The sequence below is a fragment of the Streptomyces sp. WG5 genome, from assembly GCF_049974565.1.
Classification (GTDB): domain Bacteria; phylum Actinomycetota; class Actinomycetes; order Streptomycetales; family Streptomycetaceae; genus Streptomyces.
In genome coordinates this window covers 201,121-220,067 of record NZ_JBNGGC010000009.1, presented here as the reverse complement: position 1 = coordinate 220,067, position 18,947 = coordinate 201,121, and the positions used below count along the sequence as shown (strand labels likewise).

General features: G+C 73.1%; 19 protein-coding genes. 7 read left to right on the top strand and 12 right to left on the bottom strand.

What is annotated here, in order from left to right; translation table 11 throughout:
- Positions 1 to 146: 146 nt before the first annotated feature.
- The 3 genes from ACP4IX_RS12100 to ACP4IX_RS12090 form a co-directional block, all read right to left on the bottom strand.
- On the bottom strand, positions 147 to 1,271 hold the full coding sequence (locus ACP4IX_RS12100) for a hypothetical protein (protein ID WP_426525056.1): 1,125 nt from the start codon (positions 1,269 to 1,271) through the stop codon (positions 147 to 149).
- A complete protein-coding gene (locus ACP4IX_RS12095; protein WP_426555474.1) occupies positions 1,268 to 1,693 on the bottom strand; it encodes a hypothetical protein in 426 nt (141 codons plus the stop codon). Before ACP4IX_RS12095 ends, ACP4IX_RS12100 begins: the two co-directional genes overlap by 4 nt.
- Before the next feature lie 70 nt (positions 1,694 to 1,763).
- Positions 1,764 to 2,579, bottom strand: coding sequence for a nucleotidyltransferase domain-containing protein (locus ACP4IX_RS12090; protein ID WP_426555473.1), 816 nt, complete (start codon positions 2,577 to 2,579; stop codon positions 1,764 to 1,766).
- A 153-nt stretch (positions 2,580 to 2,732) separates the two neighbouring features.
- Between ACP4IX_RS12090 and ACP4IX_RS12085 the strand changes: the two genes are divergently transcribed.
- Both ACP4IX_RS12085 and ACP4IX_RS12080 read left to right on the top strand, forming a co-directional pair.
- Positions 2,733 to 3,146, top strand: a complete 414-nt coding sequence (locus ACP4IX_RS12085) for a RidA family protein (protein ID WP_426525062.1) — start codon at positions 2,733 to 2,735, stop codon at positions 3,144 to 3,146.
- On the top strand, positions 3,143 to 3,610 hold the full coding sequence (locus ACP4IX_RS12080) for an N-acetyltransferase family protein (protein ID WP_426555472.1): 468 nt from the start codon (positions 3,143 to 3,145) through the stop codon (positions 3,608 to 3,610). Before ACP4IX_RS12085 ends, ACP4IX_RS12080 begins: the two co-directional genes overlap by 4 nt.
- A 45-nt stretch (positions 3,611 to 3,655) precedes the next feature.
- Here the strand turns inward: ACP4IX_RS12080 and pip are convergent, their stop codons facing one another.
- Positions 3,656 to 4,627 (bottom strand): prolyl aminopeptidase, encoded by a 972-nt coding sequence (pip, locus tag ACP4IX_RS12075; protein WP_426555471.1) that lies wholly within the window; start codon positions 4,625 to 4,627, stop codon positions 3,656 to 3,658.
- An 82-nt stretch (positions 4,628 to 4,709) separates the two neighbouring features.
- On the bottom strand, positions 4,710 to 5,435 hold the full coding sequence (locus tag ACP4IX_RS12070; protein WP_426555470.1) for a uracil-DNA glycosylase: 726 nt from the start codon (positions 5,433 to 5,435) through the stop codon (positions 4,710 to 4,712).
- 407 nt (positions 5,436 to 5,842) lie between these two features.
- On the opposite strand from ACP4IX_RS12070, the gene ACP4IX_RS12065 reads away from it, so the two are divergent.
- Complete coding sequence (locus ACP4IX_RS12065) at positions 5,843 to 6,484, top strand: RNA-binding S4 domain-containing protein (RefSeq protein ID WP_426525070.1); 642 nt, start codon at positions 5,843 to 5,845, stop codon at positions 6,482 to 6,484.
- Between the two features lie 88 nt (positions 6,485 to 6,572).
- Here ACP4IX_RS12065 and ACP4IX_RS12060 read toward each other — a convergent pair whose 3' ends face one another.
- On the bottom strand, positions 6,573 to 7,271 hold the full coding sequence (locus tag ACP4IX_RS12060; RefSeq protein ID WP_426555469.1) for a class I SAM-dependent methyltransferase: 699 nt from the start codon (positions 7,269 to 7,271) through the stop codon (positions 6,573 to 6,575).
- Positions 7,272 to 7,574: 303 nt separating this feature from the next.
- Between ACP4IX_RS12060 and ACP4IX_RS12055 the strand changes: the two genes are divergently transcribed.
- The gene (locus ACP4IX_RS12055) at positions 7,575 to 7,844 is read left to right on the top strand and encodes a DUF6343 family protein (protein ID WP_426555468.1); all 270 of its coding nucleotides are present in this window, start codon (positions 7,575 to 7,577) and stop codon (positions 7,842 to 7,844) included.
- 3 nt (positions 7,845 to 7,847) lie between these two features.
- Here ACP4IX_RS12055 and ACP4IX_RS12050 read toward each other — a convergent pair whose 3' ends face one another.
- The 4 genes from ACP4IX_RS12050 to rpsA form a co-directional block, all read right to left on the bottom strand.
- A complete protein-coding gene (locus ACP4IX_RS12050; protein ID WP_426526142.1) occupies positions 7,848 to 8,228 on the bottom strand; it encodes a tetratricopeptide repeat protein in 381 nt (126 codons plus the stop codon).
- Positions 8,229 to 8,440: 212 nt separating this feature from the next.
- Positions 8,441 to 9,046 carry a dephospho-CoA kinase gene (gene coaE, locus ACP4IX_RS12045; RefSeq protein ID WP_426526144.1) on the bottom strand — a complete coding sequence of 202 codons (606 nt, stop codon included), beginning with the start codon at positions 9,044 to 9,046 and terminating at the stop codon, positions 8,441 to 8,443.
- Positions 9,047 to 9,103: 57 nt separating this feature from the next.
- Entirely contained in the window at positions 9,104 to 10,042 is a 939-nt protein-coding gene (locus ACP4IX_RS12040) for a PAC2 family protein (RefSeq protein ID WP_426526146.1), read from the bottom strand.
- A gap of 187 nt (positions 10,043 to 10,229) precedes the next feature.
- Entirely contained in the window at positions 10,230 to 11,738 is a 1,509-nt protein-coding gene (gene rpsA / locus ACP4IX_RS12035) for a 30S ribosomal protein S1 (protein ID WP_373902114.1), read from the bottom strand.
- Positions 11,739 to 12,111: 373 nt separating this feature from the next.
- Between rpsA and ACP4IX_RS12030 the strand changes: the two genes are divergently transcribed.
- Together ACP4IX_RS12030 and hrpB are read left to right on the top strand one after the other, a co-directional pair.
- Positions 12,112 to 12,936, top strand: coding sequence for a class I SAM-dependent methyltransferase (locus tag ACP4IX_RS12030; RefSeq protein ID WP_426526192.1), 825 nt, complete (start codon positions 12,112 to 12,114; stop codon positions 12,934 to 12,936).
- 64 nt (positions 12,937 to 13,000) lie between these two features.
- On the top strand, positions 13,001 to 15,499 hold the full coding sequence (gene hrpB, locus ACP4IX_RS12025) for an ATP-dependent helicase HrpB (RefSeq protein ID WP_426555467.1): 2,499 nt from the start codon (positions 13,001 to 13,003) through the stop codon (positions 15,497 to 15,499).
- Positions 15,500 to 15,569: 70 nt separating this feature from the next.
- Here the strand turns inward: hrpB and ACP4IX_RS12020 are convergent, their stop codons facing one another.
- The gene (locus ACP4IX_RS12020; RefSeq protein WP_426555466.1) at positions 15,570 to 17,408 is read right to left on the bottom strand and encodes a lytic transglycosylase domain-containing protein; all 1,839 of its coding nucleotides are present in this window, start codon (positions 17,406 to 17,408) and stop codon (positions 15,570 to 15,572) included.
- A gap of 238 nt (positions 17,409 to 17,646) precedes the next feature.
- Between ACP4IX_RS12020 and ACP4IX_RS12015 the strand changes: the two genes are divergently transcribed.
- Entirely contained in the window at positions 17,647 to 18,501 is an 855-nt protein-coding gene (locus tag ACP4IX_RS12015) for a DUF4184 family protein (RefSeq protein WP_426555465.1), read from the top strand.
- Here ACP4IX_RS12015 and ACP4IX_RS12010 read toward each other — a convergent pair.
- Positions 18,422 to 18,835 (bottom strand): hypothetical protein, encoded by a 414-nt coding sequence (locus ACP4IX_RS12010; protein WP_426526154.1) that lies wholly within the window; start codon positions 18,833 to 18,835, stop codon positions 18,422 to 18,424. The genes ACP4IX_RS12015 and ACP4IX_RS12010 overlap by 80 nt on opposite strands.
- Positions 18,836 to 18,947: the final 112 nt, after the last annotated feature.

Below are 18,947 nucleotides of genomic sequence, written 5' to 3'. Positions count from 1 at the left end.
GGGCCGGGACGCCACCTCCGGTCGGGCAGGAACGACGCCGGGCGTCCCTCTGTCGGACTGCCGTGACGACTGCGCCCGCGCGCGCAGACACGTGGACGCGCAGACGCGCAGAGCGGAGTGCGCAGCCCCGCCGGAGCCACCCGCGTCTACGCCACGCCCACCCAGGACGCGATACCCCGCCCCCACCCGCCCAGGGGCCCCGGCCAGCTGAGAGGCGTGAAGAACGCGACCACGAAAAAGACCGCGGACCCCACCAGACTGGCGATGAACGAGTAGTGGGTCACGTCGAGTTCCGAGGCCCGGTCCAGATACTCGAGCGTCACGACTGTCACCGCCAACAGGGCGAGAGAGAACCCCACCCCGCTCAGCAGCGCCATGACGACGGTGAACGGCACCACGCCCAGAAGGCTCGCGTCCGACTCGAAGGCGGCCCGGACCGCCGTGACGGCGACCATGGCGATGCACGGCGGGAGCGCGCAGAGCACCCACGCCGGAGCGATCAGGAACCAGCGGGGCGGGTCGAGTGACTCCGCAGGTACGTAGTCGTACGGGGAACCGGCCGGGTATCCGACCTGCCGGCCCGGGACGGGGGCAGGGGCGGGAGCAGGGGCGACTTCCCACTCCTCGTAGGTCCCGGGCGGACGCACCCGCTGTCCCTGAATGACCTGCGGCCCGACCGCATGGCCTTCGCCACGGCCGGCCTCTTCCCCGAGCTGTCGCAGCTCCTCGCGTACGGCCCCGAGTTCCGCCTCCGCCCTCTCCATGATCGCGGAGAACTGCTCCGTCTCCTGGTCGTCCCGCGACAGCCGGGAGGAAGAATCGCCGAAGAGCTCACCCTGGTCCCGCGCGGCGTCCTCCAGACGCCGGTGTGCCCGTGCCTGCTGGGCCTGGGTCAACAGCGCCTCGGCCCTCGCGCGTTCCTCTTCGGCCTGCCGCACCGTCCGCTGGGCCCGCATGACGCGCAGCTCGGCGTCCTTCAGTCTCTCCGCGAACTCGGCGTACGCCTCGGCGCGCCCTTCGGTCCTGGCCTTCCGGGCCTTCTCCTCGAGCTCCTGGCAGCGCGCCGCCCACTCCCCGACCGCACGGGTCAGCACCTGGACCACCACATCGGCCCGCTGACGGGCATCGTGGGCGGTCCGGCCACGGACCTCGCCGATGTGGAAGTGGGTCACGTACTGGTCCGCGCCGGACTGGTACACCTGCCCGTTGCCCGAGGCACTGCCCCGGATCTCCGCGCGGCCGAGCGCCTCCCGGTCGTCCCGCGGGCTCATCGCTCGATGATGTGCTGGTCCCGGGCCGCCTGGTAGACGCGACCGTGGCCCTCGGCGTGTCCCTCCACGTGCACGTCGCCGCGGATCTCCTGGCCGCCCGCCGCCCGCTGCCAGCCTTCCACCAGGTCCCGCAGCTCGTCGGCGGCCTCCGGATGCTCACCGAGCAGCGCGGCGAACCTTCCGACCCACTGGCCCTCCAGCCGCCCGGTGGGACCGGATCCGTCGTCCTCGCCCCCACCCGCGTCGAGCGCGGCCGTCCGGGACGCTTCCAACTCCCGCGCGACTTCCTCGGCGGCCTCCGGACGGAAACGCTGCCAGACGGCCACCACCCCGTCCCGCGTCTGCTGCCAGCCTTCGGCGACAAGCAACGTCACCAGGGACGTACCCGCGGTGCCGGCCAGGGTGAGGAGATATGGATCCATCGAAGCCCCCGAGAGTCCGATCCACCGGGAGACCCGCGCACTCCCGGCCGCAACGATGTTCCACCGTAACTCAACGCGCCCTTCGAGCACTGCCGTTGAGGCACGTCGAGTACGTGGGTTCGTCTTGGTCCATGGCCTCGCGGAGCAGCGTCCCGGCTCGTGTCACCGACCGCGCCAGGGCGTCCGGCCGGGGTGTCAGGTCCGTCAGCAGCCCGTCGATCCCGCCCAGCCCGGCCCGCTCGACCATCCCCTTCTCGTTGGTGACCCACTCCCCGCGCGCCGCCAGTACCGCGTGCGCCGTCTGGGTCGCGGCGAGGGCGATCGCGCCGGCGACCTGGGTGAGGGCGCCCTTGGGGGCGTGGCCTGCCTCGGCGTAGGCGAGGGTGGCGGTGGCCGCTCCGTACCAGCGCTCGGGGGCGGTGGTACGGAGGGCCTGCGGGTAGGCGGGGCGGGGCAGTTCACCGCGCAGCACCTCGTTGATCGCCAGCTCCGCGACGACCAGGTACGTCGGGATGCCCGCCAGGTGGAACATCAGCGGCTCGATGTCGAAGCGTCCTTCCTCCGCCTCCGCCACCTCGTGCTCGACCACGTCGAGGTCGCGGTAGTGCAGGTCCACCCGGCGTTCGTCGATCGTCAGCCAGGCGCCGCCGTTGAAGACGCCGCCGCCCCAGGCGCCGAGGGCGGAGACCTCCCCGGCCCAGCCGAGGGCGCGGACGTCGTCCGGGTCGAAGGCTCCCCGGTAGTAGACGGCCAGGTCCCAGTCGCTGTCGGGCCCGTGGGTGCCCTGGGCCCGGGAGCCGCCGAGGGTGACCGCCCGGACGGAGGGGAGGGCGGCGAGCCGGTCGGCTGTCGTGGCGAGGAAGGCCTGGTCCGTGAGGGTGGGCACTGCTCCGGGCTCCTGGCGGTGGGGCGGCGTGACGGACGCCGGAATCCTAGGCGTCCCGGTCGCGGGCCGCGAGGGGAAATTCGGATGCGGAGGCGGTCCGGAGATCGGACGATCGGGAGATCGCCCGATCTCCGCACCGTCTCAGGAGCCCACGTGATCCAGCGCGTCACCGTGCCCGGCCTGTTTCCGCCGCCCACCTACTCCCACGCCTCCGTCGTCGAGGCCGGGACGAAGCTCGCCTTCCTGGCCGGCTCGGTTCCACTCGACGCGGAGGGGCAGCTGGTCGGGGAGGGCGACCCGGTCCGTCAGGCCGAGCAGGTGCTCGCGAACCTCACCGAGCAGTTGCGCGCGGTCGGGAGCGAGCTGAGGCACGTGCTCTCGACCGATGTGTACGTGGTGAGCGGTGAGACCGCCGACCTGTCCGCCGTCTGGGACGTCGTCGAGGCGTCCGGGCTCAGTACCGGCCCGCACTCCTCGACGCTGCTCGGGGTGAACTGCCTCGGGTATCCGGGGCAGCTGGTGGAGATCACGGCGACCGCGGTCGTGCCGGAGGAGATACGTCCGTGAGCCGGGAGGGAGGCGAACCGGTCGTCCTGCGGCGGGCGGACGGCGCCGACGCCCGAGCGGCGGCCGGCGTCTGGCTGCGTTCCTTCACCGCCTCGCTGCCCACCGTGGTCCGGCCCCGCACCGACGACGAGGTTCAGGACTACTTCCGTCACGTGCTGGTCCCGCTGCGCGAGACATGGGTGGCGGAGGCCGCCGGCCGTGACGTCGTCGGCGTGATGGTGCTGGAGGAGGGGGAGCTGTCGCAGTTGTATCTCGCGCCGGACTGGCGCGGGCGCGGGATCGGGGACCGGTTCGTCGCACTGGCCAAGGAACGCAGGCCGGACGGTCTTTCGCTGTGGACCTTCCAGGTCAACGCACCCGCACACCGCTTCTACGAACGGCACGGGTTCACGGCCGTGGAGTGGACGGACGGCGCCGGGAACGAGGAACGGGAGCCGGACGTGCGGTACGTGTGGCGGCCGTAGGGCGCGGATCGGGGGCCGGGCGGGCCGGACGCGCCCCACGGCCCGTCAGGCGCCCGCGCGTGCGTACCGGTCCGTCGCCGCCACCAGTACGTCGTCGCCGATCGCTCCGGCGTCGTGCCCGGCCTCGTCCACGATCACCAGTTCGCTGTCCGGCCAGGCGTGGTGGAGCCGCCAGACGACGCCCAGGAGGTTGCCGAAGTCGAGGCTGCCCTGCACCAGGGTGCCGGGGATGCCCTTCAGCAGGTGCGCGTCCCTGAGGACCACGCCCTCGCCGTCGCCGTCGCCGTCGCCGAGGAAGTGGTCGTTGCCCCAGTAGTGCGTGACCGTACGTGCGAAGCCCATGCGGAACTCCGGGTCCTCGAACCGGGCGACCGAGCGTGGCGGCGCGGGGATCACCGCCGTCTCCCAGTCGGTCCAGGCGCGGGCGGCCCGGGCCCGGACTTCGGCGTCGGGCGACTCCAGCAGCCGGTTGTACGCGGCGGCCGGGTTGCCGTCGCGTTCGTCCGCGGGCAGTTCGGCGAGGAACCGCTCGTGGGCCTCGGGGAAGATTTTCCCCAGCCCTCGGGTCATGAGGGCCACTTCGGCGTTGGAGCCGGTCGCGACCCCGGTCAGCACCAGTTCGGACACCACACCCGGGTGGGTCTGCGCGTACCGCAGTCCCAGTACCGACCCCCAGGACACGCCCCACACCAGCCAGCGTTCGATGCCCAGGTGGGCGCGCAACCGCTCCAGGTCCGCCATGAGGTGGGCGGTCGTGTTGACGCTCATGTCGGTGTCGTACTCGCTCGCCCGGGGGACCGACCGTCCGGCGCCGCGCTGGTCGAGGAGCACGATCCGGTAGGCGGCCGGGTCGAAGTACCGTCTGAGGTTCGGGCTCGTGCGGGATCCCGGCCCACCGTGGAGCACCAGCGCGGGCTTGCCGTGCGGGTTGCCGCAGGTCTCCCAGTGGACGCGGTTGCCGTCTCCGACGTCGAGCATGCCGTGGTCGTACGGTTCGGTCTCCGGATACAGGCCCATCGGGGCACCGTAGCGCCGTCGGCCCGGGATTGCTCATCCTCTTTACCGGGCGGGCAGCCCCGTCATCGGGCGGGCAGCCCCGTCAGCGAGTGGGCAGCCCCGCCGCCTCGGCCGCCGTACGCAGCACCTCCCGGAGCATCCCGGGGGTGAGCCGGCCGGTGAACGTGTTGCGCTGACTGACGTGGAAGCAGCCGAAGAGGTGCAGGCCGGGCCCGTCGGGGGCGTCCAGTGTGACGTGCCCGCCGTGCGCGAAGGCGGGACGGGGGCGGGGCACCGGCCAGCCCGCCTCGGCGAACGCGGGCAGCGCCGCCTGCCAGCCGAAGGCACCGAGGACCACCACGGCCCGCAGCGTCGGCCGCAGCAGGCCCAGCTCCTGGACGAGCCAGGAACGGCAGGTGTCGCGCTCGGCGGGGGTGGGCTTGTTGGCGGGCGGGGCGCAGTGCACGGGCGAGGTGATGCGCACGCCGTACAGTTCGAGACCGTCGTCGGCGCGGACGGCGGTGGGCTGGGACGCGAGGCCCACGTCGTACAGCGCCTGGTACAGCACGTCTCCGGAACGGTCGCCGGTGAACATCCGGCCGGTGCGGTTGCCGCCGTGGGCCGCCGGGGCGAGTCCGACGATCAGCAGACGCGCGTCCGGCGGCCCGAAGCCCGGCACCGGCCTGCCCCAGTACGTCCAGTCGGCGAAGGCCGCCCGTTTGGTACGGGCCACCTCCTCCCGCCAGTCGACCAGCCGCGGACAGGCCCGGCACCCCGCGATCCGCTGGTCGAGTACCAAGAGGCCGCTCGTGTCCCCGCTGGTGTCCATGCTTCCACCGTAAAACCGTGCCCGCGAACACGTCGGGACGCGAGGCCACCGAGCCGCCGGGCCGCCGGACCGCCCGCGGCAGGGCGGGGCGGGAACCCTGTGACGTCCTCCACCGCTCCGGGTGGTCACCGCGCGCTGTCGGCGTCGCCGCCTGCCCCGGGCGGCGGCCGCGGGTCGTTCAGTGGGACGGAACAGGTCACTGAACAACCGGGCAGGCGCTGGTCCCGGTGCAGCGGGGCACCGACCGACCGCCTCGGCTCCGCGCGCACAGGTGCCGCGCCCGCGCTCCGACGGCTCAGAGACTGCGCGCTCTACGCCGCGACAGCCCACTGGGCCTGGCGCCGCGACGAGGCCGGGCCCGCCGGAACAGGGGCCCCTCTCGCGGGCCGGGCGATTAAGGTCGAGCCATGGCTTCCGAACATGACGAGGACAGGAACGGCGGGGCGGCCGCCCCGCAGGGCGCCACCGGGACGACGCACGGGGCGACGGCCGGGGCGACGGCCGACGGAAGGACCGACGGCACGGTCGGCGCGAAGGCCACCGCGCAGCAGCCCGACCCGGGCGGCGACGGCGCCGCCGCCCAGTTCCCGGACCCGAAGACCGCCGCCGCGATCGCCGCCGCCGAGGCGGCCGGGCCGCAGAGCGGCGAGAGCGTCCGCGTGGACAGCTGGATCTGGGCCGTCCGCCTCATCAAGACCCGCTCCCTCGGCTCGACCGCCTGCCGGGGCGGCCATGTCCGGGTGAACGGCGAGCGTGTGAAGCCCGCGTACTCACTGCGTGTCGGCGACGAGGTGCGCCTGCGGCAGGAGGGCAGGGAACGCGTCGTCGTCGTGAAGCGGCTGATCCGCAAGCGCGTCGGTGCTCCGGTCGCCGCGCAGTGCTACATCGACAACTCCCCGCCGCCCCCGCCCCGCGAGGCCGTCGCTCCGGCCGGCATCCGCGACCGCGGCGCCGGCCGCCCGACCAAGCGCGACCGCCGCGAGCTGGAACGCCTGCGCGGACTGGAAGGCCTGAGCCGCGCCCGGAGAGACGCCGAGACCAAGCCCTGATCAGATCAGCGTGGAGCCGAGCCGAGCGGTGCGTGACCCTGTCAGGGCTGATGCCGTCCGGGAATCGGACCGCTCACCGGCCCGGAACTCACCGCCGGCCCGCTGCCCCGGGCACGCGAACCGCCCTCACCCAGGTCCCGTCGTCGGTCAGACACCGGTCCACCCCGAGCCCCGCCTCCCGAAGTGCCTCCTCGAACTGTTCCGTGGTCAGCGGCCGGGCCCGGAAGGTCTGTGTCCAGACCGAGTCCGGGAACTCGTACTCCGCCCGCACCGAGTTGACGCCGTCCCCGACCGGCTCCGACGACACGATCCGCACGGTGAAGCCGCTGGGGTCGACCCGTTCACGCGGCAGGTTCGTGTGGTAATCCTCGCCCTCCCGTTGGATCAGTACACAGCCGTCCTGGGCGACATGCCGGGCACAGGTGCGCAGCAGCCCCCGTCTCACCTCGACGTCGCCGGTGTGCACGAGGAACGACGCCAGCATCACCACGTCGAAACTCTCGCCCAGGTCGAGGTCCTCGATCGGGCTGCGTATCGTCCGCGCCCCGCGCACGCGCTCCAGCATCTCGGCGGACTCGTCCACAGCGGTGACGGCGAACCCTCGCTCCAGCAGCGGATGGGTCACGCGCCCCACCCCACTGCCCAGCTCAAGGATGCTCGCGCCCGCGGGTACGGCGGCGGCGACGATGTCCGGCTCGGCTCCGGCGGGAAGCCGCGCATAGAGCTCGACCGCGCAGCCGTCCGGGGTGATGGCTCCGGGTCCCGTCCTCTGGTGTCCCTCTCGCATTTCCCATTCCATGCCCGTCCAACGGACCGCCCTCGCACGCCCGTTCCCACCCGGCACCGCCTCACCCGATCGAGTGAACACGCACCGGTCCGCCCGGGCCGGGACGATCAACGGGGCCCGCCGGCAGAACGGTGGCCGGTTCCGCGGAACGGAGACCCGCCGCCACGGTGGCCGGTCCATGGGGCGGAGACCTGCCGTCAGAACGGAAACCAGCCGTGCCGTCCGGTGGCACGGTCGCTTCCCCGCTCGTCCTTCCCCGCTCGTCGTCTCCCGGAGTATGTTGTCCACAGGAGTGGCGATCCGATGCGTACCGGCAGTGAACCGACCACCGCGCGCAGTGCGCTGCGGGCGCGCTTCTGGCTGAGCGTGTGGGGCATGGCCTGGGCGATCTTCGGCACGGCCGCCTTCGCGCTCACCGGGCGGCTGGGATGGGCGCTCGCGTGCGGAGTGCTGTGGCTCGTCGCCACGGTCGACCTGGCCGTGATTCTCCGCCACCTCCGCCAGGGCCCCCACTACCAGCCCGGCCCGGACATCCCGCCGTACCCGCCCACGTACAGGCCTCCGAAGAGCTGACCGTCAGGAGTCGAACCGCGCCTGCTCCAGATACTCCGGATTCGGGTCCAGAGCCGCCGCCAGCCGGAAGTGGCGCCGGGCCTGGTCGTGGCAGCCACGGCGCTCATAGGTGCGGGCGAGTGCAAAGTGCGCGAACGCGTTGTCCGGCTCCCGCTCCAGGACGATCGTGAACTCCAGCTCGGCCGGTCTCAGTTGCGCCGCCGCGAAGAAGGCACGCGCGCGCAGCAGCCGGGCGGCAGTGCTCTCGGGATGTGCGGCGATGACCCCGTCGAGCAGCTTCACCGCGCCTTGGGGGTCCCGCGCCGCAAGCAGTTGCTCGGCGGCGCGGAAGTCGATGACGTCCGTCTCCGGGGTACGTCCGGTCGAACCGCTGGTCTCGGGCACGGCAGAGTCCTTCCCTCACTGAAGGGGATCAACGCCCGCGCGGGGACCGCTATTCCTGGGGCCGCCGGGGCCGCCGGGGCCGCCGGGACCGCCGGGGCGGCAGCGGCGGCCAGGGGCGACCGGAAGCGCCAGGCCGCCCGGGAGCCGCGGAGCTGCCGGAGCCGGCGGAGTGAGCCCCTGGCCGGAGTGAGCCTCCGGGCCGGCCGCGCCGCTCAGCGCGGTGCGTGCGCTCGGCGGGTCAGTTCGGCCCACACCTCTTCCACGCGCACCCGCAGCTCGTCCAGGGGCACGTCGTTGTCGATGACCACGTCCGCGATCTCCCGCCGCTGCTCGCGCGTCGCCTGGGCGGCCATCCGCGCGCGTGCGTCCTGCTCGGTCATGCCGCGCAGCCGTACGAGTCGGTCGAGCTGGGTGGCGGGGTCGGCGTCCACGACGACCACGACGTCGTACTGCGGTGCGAGGCCGTTCTCCGTGAGCAGGGGGACGTCGTGGACGACGACGGCGTCGGCGGAGGCGGCCTCCTCGAGGGCGCGGGAGCGGGCGCCGACCAGGGGGTGCACGATCGAGTTCAGCGAGGCCAGCTTCTCCGGGTCGGCGAACACGATCGAGCCGAGTTTCGGCCGGTCCAGGCTGCCGTCCCCGGCGAGGACGTCCTCGCCGAACGCCTCCACGACCGCCGCGAGCCCGGGTGTCCCCGGCGCGACGACCTCGCGCGCGATCCGGTCCGCGTCGATCAGTACGGCGCCGTGCTCGACGAGCAGCCGTGACACCTCGCTCTTGCCGGCGCCGATTCCGCCGGTCAGGCCCACCTTCAGCATGAGCGGAAGCTTAGGGCCTGCCGGCGCCGACCCGTCCCGCCGGCCTGCGGGGCGGTGTCAGCCCTCGCCCTCCCGCTCCGCCAGGAATCGTTCGAACTCGCGGCCGATCTCGTCCGCCGACGGGATCTCGACGGGCTCGGCGAGCATGTTGCCGCGGGTCTCGGCGCCCGCGGCGGCGTCGTACTGGTGCTCCAGGCCCTGGACGAGGGCGGTGAGTTCCTCGTCGCCCTGCTGGACCTGCCGGTCGATCTCCGTCTGGGTGCGGTGGGCGTCCGTGCGCAGGGAGTGCGCGATGCCCGGCAGGACCAGGCCGGTCGCCGCGGTGATCGCCTCCAGGGCGGTCAGCGCCGCGTCCGGGTACGGGGAGCGGGCGATGTAGTGCGGCACGTGCGCGGCGACGCCCAGGACCTCGTGGCCGGCCTGCATGAGCCGGTACTCGACGAGCGCCTCGGCGCTGCCGGGGACCTGCGCCTCCTCGAAGGGGCTGCGGTGGCCCGGTACCAGGTCGGTGCGGTTGCCGTGCGGGGTGATGCCGACGGGGCGGGTGTGCGGGACGCCCATGGGGATGCCGTGGAAGCTGACCGCGAGACGGACGCCGAGCCGCTCGACGATCTGCTGTACGGCCGCGGCGAAGCGCTCCCACTCGACGTCCGGCTCGGGGCCCGACAGCAGCAGGAAGGGCGCTCCGGTGGCGTCCTGGACGACCCGCACCTCGATGGTGGGTTCCTCGTAGTCCGTCCAGGAGTCCTGCTTGAAGGTCAGCAGCGGCCGGCGCGCCCGGTAGTCCACGAGCCGGTCGTGGTCGAAGCGTGCGACGACCTGGTGGGGCAGCGAGTCGAGGACCTGGTCGACGATCTGGTCGCCGGTCTCGCCGGCGTCGATGTATCCGTCGAAGTGGTAGAGCATGACGAGTCCCGCCGACTCCTGGGCGAGTGCCATGTCGACGACGGCCAAGCCCTTCGGCTCCCATGCGTACAAACCCTGCGGATCAAGCACCGTGACCGCTCCCCTCCTGGTGTCCGTACGGAACAACAAGGGGCCGGGCCCGGGCATTCCCCGTCCGCGCGCCGAACGGGCGGAGGGTGCGAGCGGGTGGACACGCCGAAGGCCCGCACCCCGGGAAGGGTGCGGGCCTTCGGTTCACGAGCTACCGCTCGATGGTGAGCCGTTGCTCAGCCTGCGTTCAGCTCTGGCCGCCGGCCAGCTTCTCGCGCAGCGCGGCCAGCGCCTCGTCCGACGCCAGGGCGCCGGAGTTGTCGCCGCCCTCGGAGGAGTACGAGCCGCCGCCGCCACCACCGGACGCAGCCGGAGCCGCACCCGCGGTGTCGACACCCTCGGCAGCGGCCTTCTCGTCCGCCTCGCGGGACTTGATGACCTGCGCCTGGTGCTGCTCGAAGCGCTGCTGCGCCTCGGCGTACTGGGTCTCCCACGCCTCGCGCTGGGTCTCGTAGCCCTCGAGCCAGTCGTTGGTCTCGGGGTCGAAGCCCTCGGGGTAGATGTAGTTGCCCTGGTCGTCGTAGGACGCGGCCATGCCGTACAGGGTCGGGTCGAACTCGACCGCCGACGGGTCGGCACCGAAGGCCTCGTTGGCCTGCTTCAGCGAGAGGCTGATGCGGCGACGCTCGAGGTCGATGTCGATGACCTTGACGAAGATCTCGTCGTTGACCTGGACGACCTGCTCCGGGATCTCCACGTGGCGCTCGGCCAGCTCGGAGATGTGGACCAGACCCTCGATGCCCTCGTCCACGCGGACGAACGCACCGAACGGCACCAGCTTCGTGACCTTGCCGGGCACGACCTGGCCGATCTGGTGGGTGCGGGCGAACTGCTGCCACGGGTCTTCCTGGGTCGCCTTCAGCGACAGGGAGACACGCTCGCGGTCCATGTCGACGTCGAGGACCTCGACGGTGACCTCCTGGCCGACCTCGACGACCTCGGAGGGGTGGTCGATGTGCTTCCAGGACAGCTCGGAGACGTGGACCAGACCGTCGACGCCACCCAGGTCCACGAAGGCACCGAAGTTGACGATCGAGGAGACGACGCCGGACCGCACCTGACCCTTCTGGAGGGTGGTGAGGAAGGTCTGGCGGACCTCGGACTGGGTCTGCTCCAGCCAGGCACGGCGGGACAGGACCACGTTGTTGCGGTTCTTGTCCAGCTCGATGATCTTCGCCTCGAGCTCCTTGCCCACGTAGGGCTGGAGGTCGCGGACACGGCGCATCTCGACCAGGGAGGCCGGGAGGAAGCCGCGGAGGCCGATGTCGAGGATGAGACCACCCTTGACGACCTCGATGACGGTACCGGTGACGATGCCGTCCTCTTCCTTGATCTTCTCGATGGTGCCCCAGGCCCGCTCGTACTGGGCGCGCTTCTTCGAGAGGATCAGGCGGCCTTCCTTGTCCTCCTTCTGGAGAACAAGGGCCTCGATCTCGTCACCGACGGCGACGACCTCGTTGGGGTCGACGTCGTGCTTGATCGAGAGCTCGCGGCTCGGGATGACACCTTCGGTCTTGTAACCGATGTCGAGCAGGACCTCGTCCCGGTCGACCTTCACGATGACGCCGTCGACGATGTCGCCGTCGTTGAAGTACTTGATCGTTTCGTCGATCGCGGCGAGGAAAGCTTCCTCGTTACCGATGTCGTTGACCGCAACCTGCGGGGTGGTGGCGGTGGTCTCGGTGCTGCTCGTCATGTGGGAAAGGGCTCCGGTACGGACATTGAAGTCGTAGGTACTGCTTACGCCGGGAGCCCGTTTCGCTCTGCAGAAGCCGGACAGCCAAGGAAGTGTCACCGAAACCGGGGATGACACCTCGAGAACCGAGGGGACATACAACAGATGCGAGCGCGACCTGCTACGTCTGAGGTGCGCAGGCCCGCAGCGCAACTTGTAGCATACGGGGGCAGCCGGGCAGGGTCAATGCGCGAAGCCGCACACCCGGGGCGGATCGTCGCATACCCGGCACAAAAGCCGTCTCCCGAGGCCCACGCGACCCCGGACGTTCCTTGCCTGACACGCGGGACGGGCGGCGCAGAAGAGCCGGCAGAACAATACGAGGGAGCAGGTCATCCAAGAGCCCGAAGCGTCCGACGCCGCAGCAGCTGAACCGGAGGCCACCCGGCGTGCCGCCGGTGTCACGGAGAGCTCCCGCGCCAACCGCGGCTGGTGGGACCGGAACGCGGACGAGTACCAGGTCGAGCACGGCACGTTCCTCGGCGACGACCGCTTCGTGTGGTGTCCCGAGGGGCTGGACGAGGTGGAGGCCGAGCTGCTCGGCCCTCCGGAGGACCTGAAGGGCAAGGACGTCCTGGAGATCGGTGCCGGCGCCGCCCAGTGCTCGCGCTGGCTGACCGTCCAGGGTGCCCGGCCGGTGGCCCTCGACCTCTCCCACCGCCAGCTCCAGCACGCCCTGCGGATCGGCGGCGCCTTCCCCCTGGTCTGCGCCGACGCGTCCGCGCTGCCCTTCGCGGACGGCTCCTTCGACCTGGCCTGCTCGGCGTACGGGGCGCTGCCCTTCGTCGCCGACCCGCGGCTGGTGCTGCGGGAGGTGCGCCGGGTGCTGCGGCCCGGGGGCCGCTTCGTCTTCTCCGTCACGCACCCGCTGCGCTGGGCGTTCCCGGACGAGCCGGGCCCGGAGGGGCTGTCGGTGTCCGCTTCCTACTTCGACCGCACGCCGTACGTCGAGCAGGACGACGAGGGCCGCGCGGTGTACGTCGAGCACCACAGGACGCTCGGCGACCGCGTCCGGGACGTCGTCACCTCGGGGTTCCGGCTGGTGGATCTGGTGGAGCCGGAGTGGCCGGAGTGGAACACCTCCGAATGGGGCGGCTGGTCACCGCTGCGCGGGCATCTCATCCCGGGGACGGCGATCTTCGTGTGCGAGCGCGACTGAACCCACGCCCGCTCGCGTGCGCACGCGCGTGACCGGTGTTCTCCCGGCGTACGACACTGGGGGCGTGATCCGTTACGACGCCCTGGACGCCCTGCCCGTACGCGGTGCCCTGCCCGCTCTGCACGACGCCCTGGAGGGGCACGGCACCGCGGTGCTGGTCGCGCCGCCCGGCACCGGCAAGACGACACTGGTGCCGCTCGCGTTGGCCGGCTTGCTGGGCGAGGGGCCGGAGCGGCGTGTGGTCGTGGCCGAGCCGCGGCGGATCGCGGCGCGGGCGGCGGCCCGGCGGATGGCGTGGCTGCTGGGTGAGAAGCCCGGCGCGAGCGTCGGGTACACCGTGCGCGGCGAACGGGTCGTCGGACGGCACACGCGCGTGGAGGTCGTCACGACCGGTGTGCTGTTGCAGCGGCTCCAGCGGGACCAGGAGCTGACGGGCGTCGACGTGGTGGTGCTCGACGAGTGCCACGAGCGGCATCTGGACGCGGACACGACGGCGGCGTTCCTGTGGGACGTGCGTCAGGCGCTGCGGCCGGAGCTGCGGCTGGTGGCGGCGTCGGCCACGACCGACGCCGAGGGCTGGGCCCGGCTCCTGGGCGGGGCGCCGGTCGTCGAGGCGCGGGGCGTGTCGTACCCCGTGGAGGTGGTGTGGGCCCCGCCGGTGCGTCCGGTGAGGCCGCCGCACGGAATGCGGGTGGACCCGGCGCTGCTCGCGCACGTGGCGTCGGTGGTGCGGCGGGCGCTGGCCGAGCGGGACGGGGACGTGCTGTGCTTCCTGCCGGGCGTCGGGGAGATCGCCCGGGTCGCCGGACAGCTCGGGGGCCTCGGGGGTGTCGACGTGCTCCAGGTGCACGGGCGGGCGCCGGCGGCCGTGCAGGACGCGGTGCTGGTTCCCGGGGCGCGGCGCCGGGTGGTGCTGGCGACCTCGGTGGCCGAGTCGTCGCTGACGGTTCCGGGCGTGCGGGTGGTCGTGGACGCGGGGCTGGCGCGGGAGCCGCGGGTGGACCACGCGCGCGGACTGAGCGCGCTGACGACGGTACGCGCCTCGCGGGCGGCGGCGCGGCAGCGGGCCGGGCGGGCGGGGCGCGAGGCTCCGGGTGCGGTGTACCGCTGCTGGGCGGAGGCGGAGGACGCCCGTCTGCCGCGGTTCCCGGCGCCGGAGATCAAGGTGGCCGACCTGACGGCGTTCGCGTTGCAGGCGGCCTGCTGGGGCGATCCCGACGCGTCCGGGCTGGCGCTGCTCGATCCGCCGCCGGGCGGGGCGATGGCGGCGGCCCGGTCGGTGCTGACGGCCGTGGGCGCGGTGGACTCCGCCGGCCGCGCCACCACGCGAGGCGTACGACTGGCCCGCCTGGGCCTGCATCCGCGGCTGGGGCGGGCGCTGCTCGACGCGGGCGCGTCGCGTGCGGTCGTCGAGGTGGTCGCCCTGCTCAGTGAGGAACCGCCGCGGGAGTACGGGGACGACCTCGCGTCCGCGCTGAGGGCCGCCCGGCGTGCGGGTGACGCCTATGGGACGCGGTGGCGGAGCGAGGTACGGCGGCTGCGGGGCGCCGTGGAGGAAGAGGGGGACGGCCGGCGGACGCGGGGCCTCACGGAGGACGCTCTCGCCGGGCTGGTGGCCGCTCTGGCCTTTCCCGAGCGGGTGGCCAGGAAGGACGGCGGTTCGTACCTGATGGTCTCCGGCACCCGGGCCGAGCTGCCGGAGGCGTCGGCGCTGCGGGGCGCGCCGTGGATCGCCGTCGCCGTGGCCGACCGGCCCGTGGGGAAGGGGCACGCGCGCGTGCAGCTCGGGGCGGTCGTCGACGAGGCGACGGCCCGGCACGCGGCGGGGGCGCTGCTGGAGGAGCGGGACGAGGTGCACTGGGGCGGCGGCGACGTCGTGGCCCGGCGGGTCGAACGGCTCGGGGCGGTGGACCTCGCGGTGCGGCCGCTGACCGGCGCCGACCCGGGGCTCGTACGGCGCGCGCTGCTGGAGGGGCTGCGGCAGGAGGGGCTCGGGTTGCTGCGCTGGTCGGCCGAGGCCGACGTGCTGCGCAAGCGGCTCGCCTTTCTGCGGCTGCGGCTCGGCGACCCCTGGCCCGACGTCGGCGACGACGCGCTGCACGCGCGCGTGGACGAGTGGCTGGAACCCGAGCTGGGCCGGGCCCGCCGGCGGGCCGACCTGGCGCGGATCGACGCCGGGCAGGCGCTGGCGCGGCTGCTGCCCTGGGCCGGTGGGGAAGCGGCGCGGCTCGACGGACTCGCCCCGGAGCGGATCGTGGTGCCCAGTGGCTCGAGGATCCGGATCGACTACGGGGACCCCCGGCAGCCGGTCCTCGCGGTGAAGTTGCAGGAGATGTTCGGTCTCCAGCACTCGCCGGAGATCGCCGGGGTGCCGCTCCTCGTCCATCTCCTCTCCCCCGCCGGCCGCCCGGCCGCGGTCACCGCCGACCTGGCCTCCTTCTGGAAGGACGGCTACAAGGGCGTACGGGCGGAGCTGCGCGGCCGGTATCCGAAGCATCCGTGGCCCGAGGACCCTGCCACGGCGGAGCCGACGCGGCACACCAGGGCCCGGCTCGCGAAGTGAACGGGTGACGACGCGCCGAGGGGCGCCCCTCGGCGGGGGCGCCCCTCGGTCGTTCGCGCGGGTGCCGCGCCTACGCTTCCGGCTCCGTCGACGGCTCCGTCGACGGCTCGGTGGGGCTGGGCGAGGCGTCCGGCGATTCGGGGGACGGGCTCGGCGTCGGCTCCGCCTCGGCCACCTCAAGCTGGACGTCGAGCGTGGCGCCGCCCGCGGTGGTCAGGCGCAGCACGAACGTGCCGCTGGTGTCGTCCGCGTACAGCTTCGGCAGCGTCAGCAGGCCCTTGGTGTCGGTCTTCAGGCCGGTCAGGGTGCGGACGGCCTTGCCGTCGGCGTCCTTGAAGGAGGGGCCCTTGTCGTTCTCCACCGGGTCTTGCGCCGACTTGATGAGCATGGCGGTGACGGCGACCTTGTCCGCGGCGGCGCCCCTGTGCGTGGCCCTCACCTCGACCCGGTCGGCGAACTCGCCGCCCGGCGTGCACGTCAGGGCGGTGCCGCCGGTGCGCGCGAGGGTGTCGGCGACGCGCTCGGTGACGGTGGCCTTGTAGTCGAGACCGACGGTGCGGCCCACGACGGTGGCACGGACGGTGAACCCGCCGGTCTTCTCACCCGCCACCAGCGAGGGCGCGACGGCCACGCCGGAGGCGTTGGTGATGACCGCGGCGACCTTCTCACCGCCGGTGAAGGTGGCGTCCGTGTCGCCCACGACGGTGAAGCGGATCCGCACCTTGCCGACGGCCTTTCCGCCCTTGGTCTCGGCTCGGGTGCTGATCTTCTCGGCGAACGTGTCGCCCGCCGTGGCGGTGAGCCCCGCGGTGCCGGCGTTCTCCAGGTGGTGCACCGTGTCGGTGGGGGTCGGGGTCTCGGACGGTGTGTCCGGGTCGGACGGGTCGGACGGGTCGGACGGGTCGGACGGGTCGGACGGACCTGAGCCCGGGGAGCCGGTGCCGGGGTCCGAAGGCCCGGTGGGCCCGGTGGACGTGACCGGCTTCTCGGGGCTGGGCGTCGTCGTGCCCGGGGCCTGGGGGCCGGTGGTCGCGCCGGCCGCGCCGGGCGAGGGGCTGGGCCCGGTCACGTCCTTGTCGTCGTCGCTGCGGCCCACGGGCAGGGTGCCGGTGCCGTCCGGGATCTCGTGGGTGCCCTTGCGGTAGTGCTCCAGCCAGGACAGGACCGTACGCAGGTAGTCCTGCGAGTTGTTGTAGCTGAGGATCGCGCGGTCGAGGTCGGCCTGGGTGGACAGGTCCCAGCCGAAGCGGCACAGGTAGTGGCCGGCGGCGAGCGCGGCGTCGTAGATGTTGTTGGGGTCCTTCTTGCCGTCGGCGTTGCCGTCACGGCCGGCCCAGGCCCAGGTGGACGGGATGAACTGCATGGGGCCGACGGCGTTGTCGTAGACGCTGTTGCCGTCGTAGACGCCGTTGTCGGTGTCCTTGATGAGCGCGAAGCCGTTGCCGTCGAGCTGGGGGCCGATGATGGGGCTGGTCGTGGTGCCGTCGGCGTTGACCCGACCGCCGCGGGCCTGGCCCGATTCCACCTTGCCGATGGCGGCGAGGAGTTGCCACGGCAGGTTGCAGCCGGGCTTGGACCGGCGCAGCGCCGACTCGGCCTTCTTGTAGGCGTCGAGGACGGTGGCGGGGATGCCCGCCTCGGACGGTGTCCGGGAGGCGGGGGTGCCGATGGTCGGTGCGGGGCTCGGGCTGTTGAGCGGCGGCAGGTCCGTGTAGTACGGCGAGTTGCCGGTGGCGCTCTCCGTGGGGGGCGTGTCGGCTGCCGGCGCGTTGTCGGCGGTGGTCTGTCTGCCGTGGGCGTCGGCCGTCACGTTGGGCGCCTGGGACCCGGACAGGGCCGCGACCGCGACCGCCGCGACGGTGGTGGTGACCGCCGCCTTGCGGAGCCTCCTGTCGAACTGCGCCGCCATAGAGTGAACCCCTCCCGTGGACGCCTGCGCGTCTGTCCCTGTCGACCTTCGACTGTCCCGCCGTCGTACCCGCCCTGCTGTGACGACCGGTCGGTGGCGGTGGTCGCACCGCAACTTTCCGAGCGTGATGTTCGTCTGTCCGACCAGTACGGTGCCGCAGGCGACCCTACGACAACTTGCTTTGCCCGGGCACCCGTTCGTGCCCGATATTCACCGGTTGGCCATAAGAGGAGTTTCGTTGCCCTTCACCCTCAGTCATGCGGCCGCCGTGCTGCCCGCCGTGCGGGGCGACGGGGACGGCCGGGGGCGGCTGGTGCCGGCCGTGCTGGTGGCGGGGTCCTTCTCGCCCGACATGACCTACTACGCGGCGAGTTTCCTGTCCGGAGCGATGGAGTTCGGGGATGTCACGCACTCCTTTCCTGGCGTCTTCACCATCGACGTGGTCATCGCCTGGGCGCTGGTGGGGCTGTGGCTGCTGATCCGCGAACCGCTGGTGGCCCTGCTGCCGCGGGCCCGGCAGCAACGCGCCGCCGCGCTGCTGCGCTGCGGGACGCCACGCGCGCGCGTGCGGCCGTCCCTGGGGGTGCGGTGGTACGTGTCGGCGGTTCTGGGGGCGCTGACGCACGTGGTGTGGGACGCGTTCACACACCACGACCGCTGGGGGACGCGGGTGTTCCCGGCCCTGGACCGGGAGATCGCGGGGTCACCGCTCTACTGGTACCTCCAGTACGGCGGTTCCGCGGTGGCGGCGGTCGTCATCGCCGTGTTCCTGATACGGGCACTGCGCCGCGCGCCGCGGGACGAGCCGCTGGGTGTCCCGCGCCTCTCGGCAGGGGACCGGTGGTGGGCCTGGGCGGTGCTGGGCGGCTGCGCGGTGGCCGGGGCGGTGCAGCGGGCGACCCGGTGGTGGGACCACTGGGGAGCCGTCGCGAAGCCCTGGGAGCTGATCCCGACGGTGTGCTTCGGGGCGGGCGCGGGGCTCGTCCCGGGACTTCTGCTGTACGCCGTGGGGGTCAGGGCGTGGCGCCGGGCTCCGGTCCCCGGAAGCCCGGAAGGCGTCGGTACGGAGCCGGACCGCCGGGTCGCGCGCTGAGGGTGTCGGCGGTCGCGACGAACACGGTGAAGGTGTGTGCGGGGCGTGACCGCGGCAGCAGTGTGAGGGCGAGCGCCAGGTAGCCGCGGGCCAGGTCGGCCCACAGGCTCCCGGCGGGCGTCCCGCGCGGGGGCGCGGTGGCCGGGGCCCGGTGGGCGAGTCCGCGGCGCAGGCCGGCCGCGGTGCGGCGCAGGGCCGTCGTGACCGTGGCGGGGATGCGGCCGGTACTCGCGCCCGGCGCGACGACCGGGACCCGCGGGAACGGCTCGCGGGCGGGTCCGTCTGTGCGTGCCCGTGCCGGTGTCGTCCGGTGGTGGAGCATGCGTATACCCATGCCCGCATCCTCACGGGCGCCCGGCGCGGGGGCGTTTTTGCGGGGGCCACCTGAGTGACGTGCCCGGCGGGGCGGGCGGGGCTGTGCGAGCGAGTCACCCGCCCCACCCCGG

Excerpts from the sequence above, each read along its gene's own strand:
- ACP4IX_RS12100 (WP_426525056.1), bottom strand. The coding sequence starts at position 1,271 with ATGAGCCCGCGGGACGACCGGGAGGCGCTCGGCCGCGCGGAGATCCGG.
- ACP4IX_RS12095 (WP_426555474.1), bottom strand. The coding sequence starts at position 1,693 with ATGGATCCATATCTCCTCACCCTGGCCGGCACCGCGGGTACGTCCCTG.
- pip (WP_426555471.1), bottom strand. The coding sequence starts at position 4,627 with ATGGGCCTGTATCCGGAGACCGAACCGTACGACCACGGCATGCTCGAC.
- ACP4IX_RS12070 (WP_426555470.1), bottom strand. The coding sequence starts at position 5,435 with ATGGACACCAGCGGGGACACGAGCGGCCTCTTGGTACTCGACCAGCGG.
- ACP4IX_RS12065 (WP_426525070.1), top strand. The coding sequence starts at position 5,843 with ATGGCTTCCGAACATGACGAGGACAGGAACGGCGGGGCGGCCGCCCCG.
- ACP4IX_RS12060 (WP_426555469.1), bottom strand. The coding sequence starts at position 7,271 with ATGCGAGAGGGACACCAGAGGACGGGACCCGGAGCCATCACCCCGGAC.
- ACP4IX_RS12055 (WP_426555468.1), top strand. The coding sequence starts at position 7,575 with ATGCGTACCGGCAGTGAACCGACCACCGCGCGCAGTGCGCTGCGGGCG.
- coaE (WP_426526144.1), bottom strand. The coding sequence starts at position 9,046 with ATGCTGAAGGTGGGCCTGACCGGCGGAATCGGCGCCGGCAAGAGCGAG.
- rpsA (WP_373902114.1), bottom strand. The coding sequence starts at position 11,738 with ATGACGAGCAGCACCGAGACCACCGCCACCACCCCGCAGGTTGCGGTC.
- ACP4IX_RS12020 (WP_426555466.1), bottom strand. The coding sequence starts at position 17,408 with ATGGCGGCGCAGTTCGACAGGAGGCTCCGCAAGGCGGCGGTCACCACC.
- ACP4IX_RS12010 (WP_426526154.1), bottom strand. The coding sequence starts at position 18,835 with ATGGGTATACGCATGCTCCACCACCGGACGACACCGGCACGGGCACGC.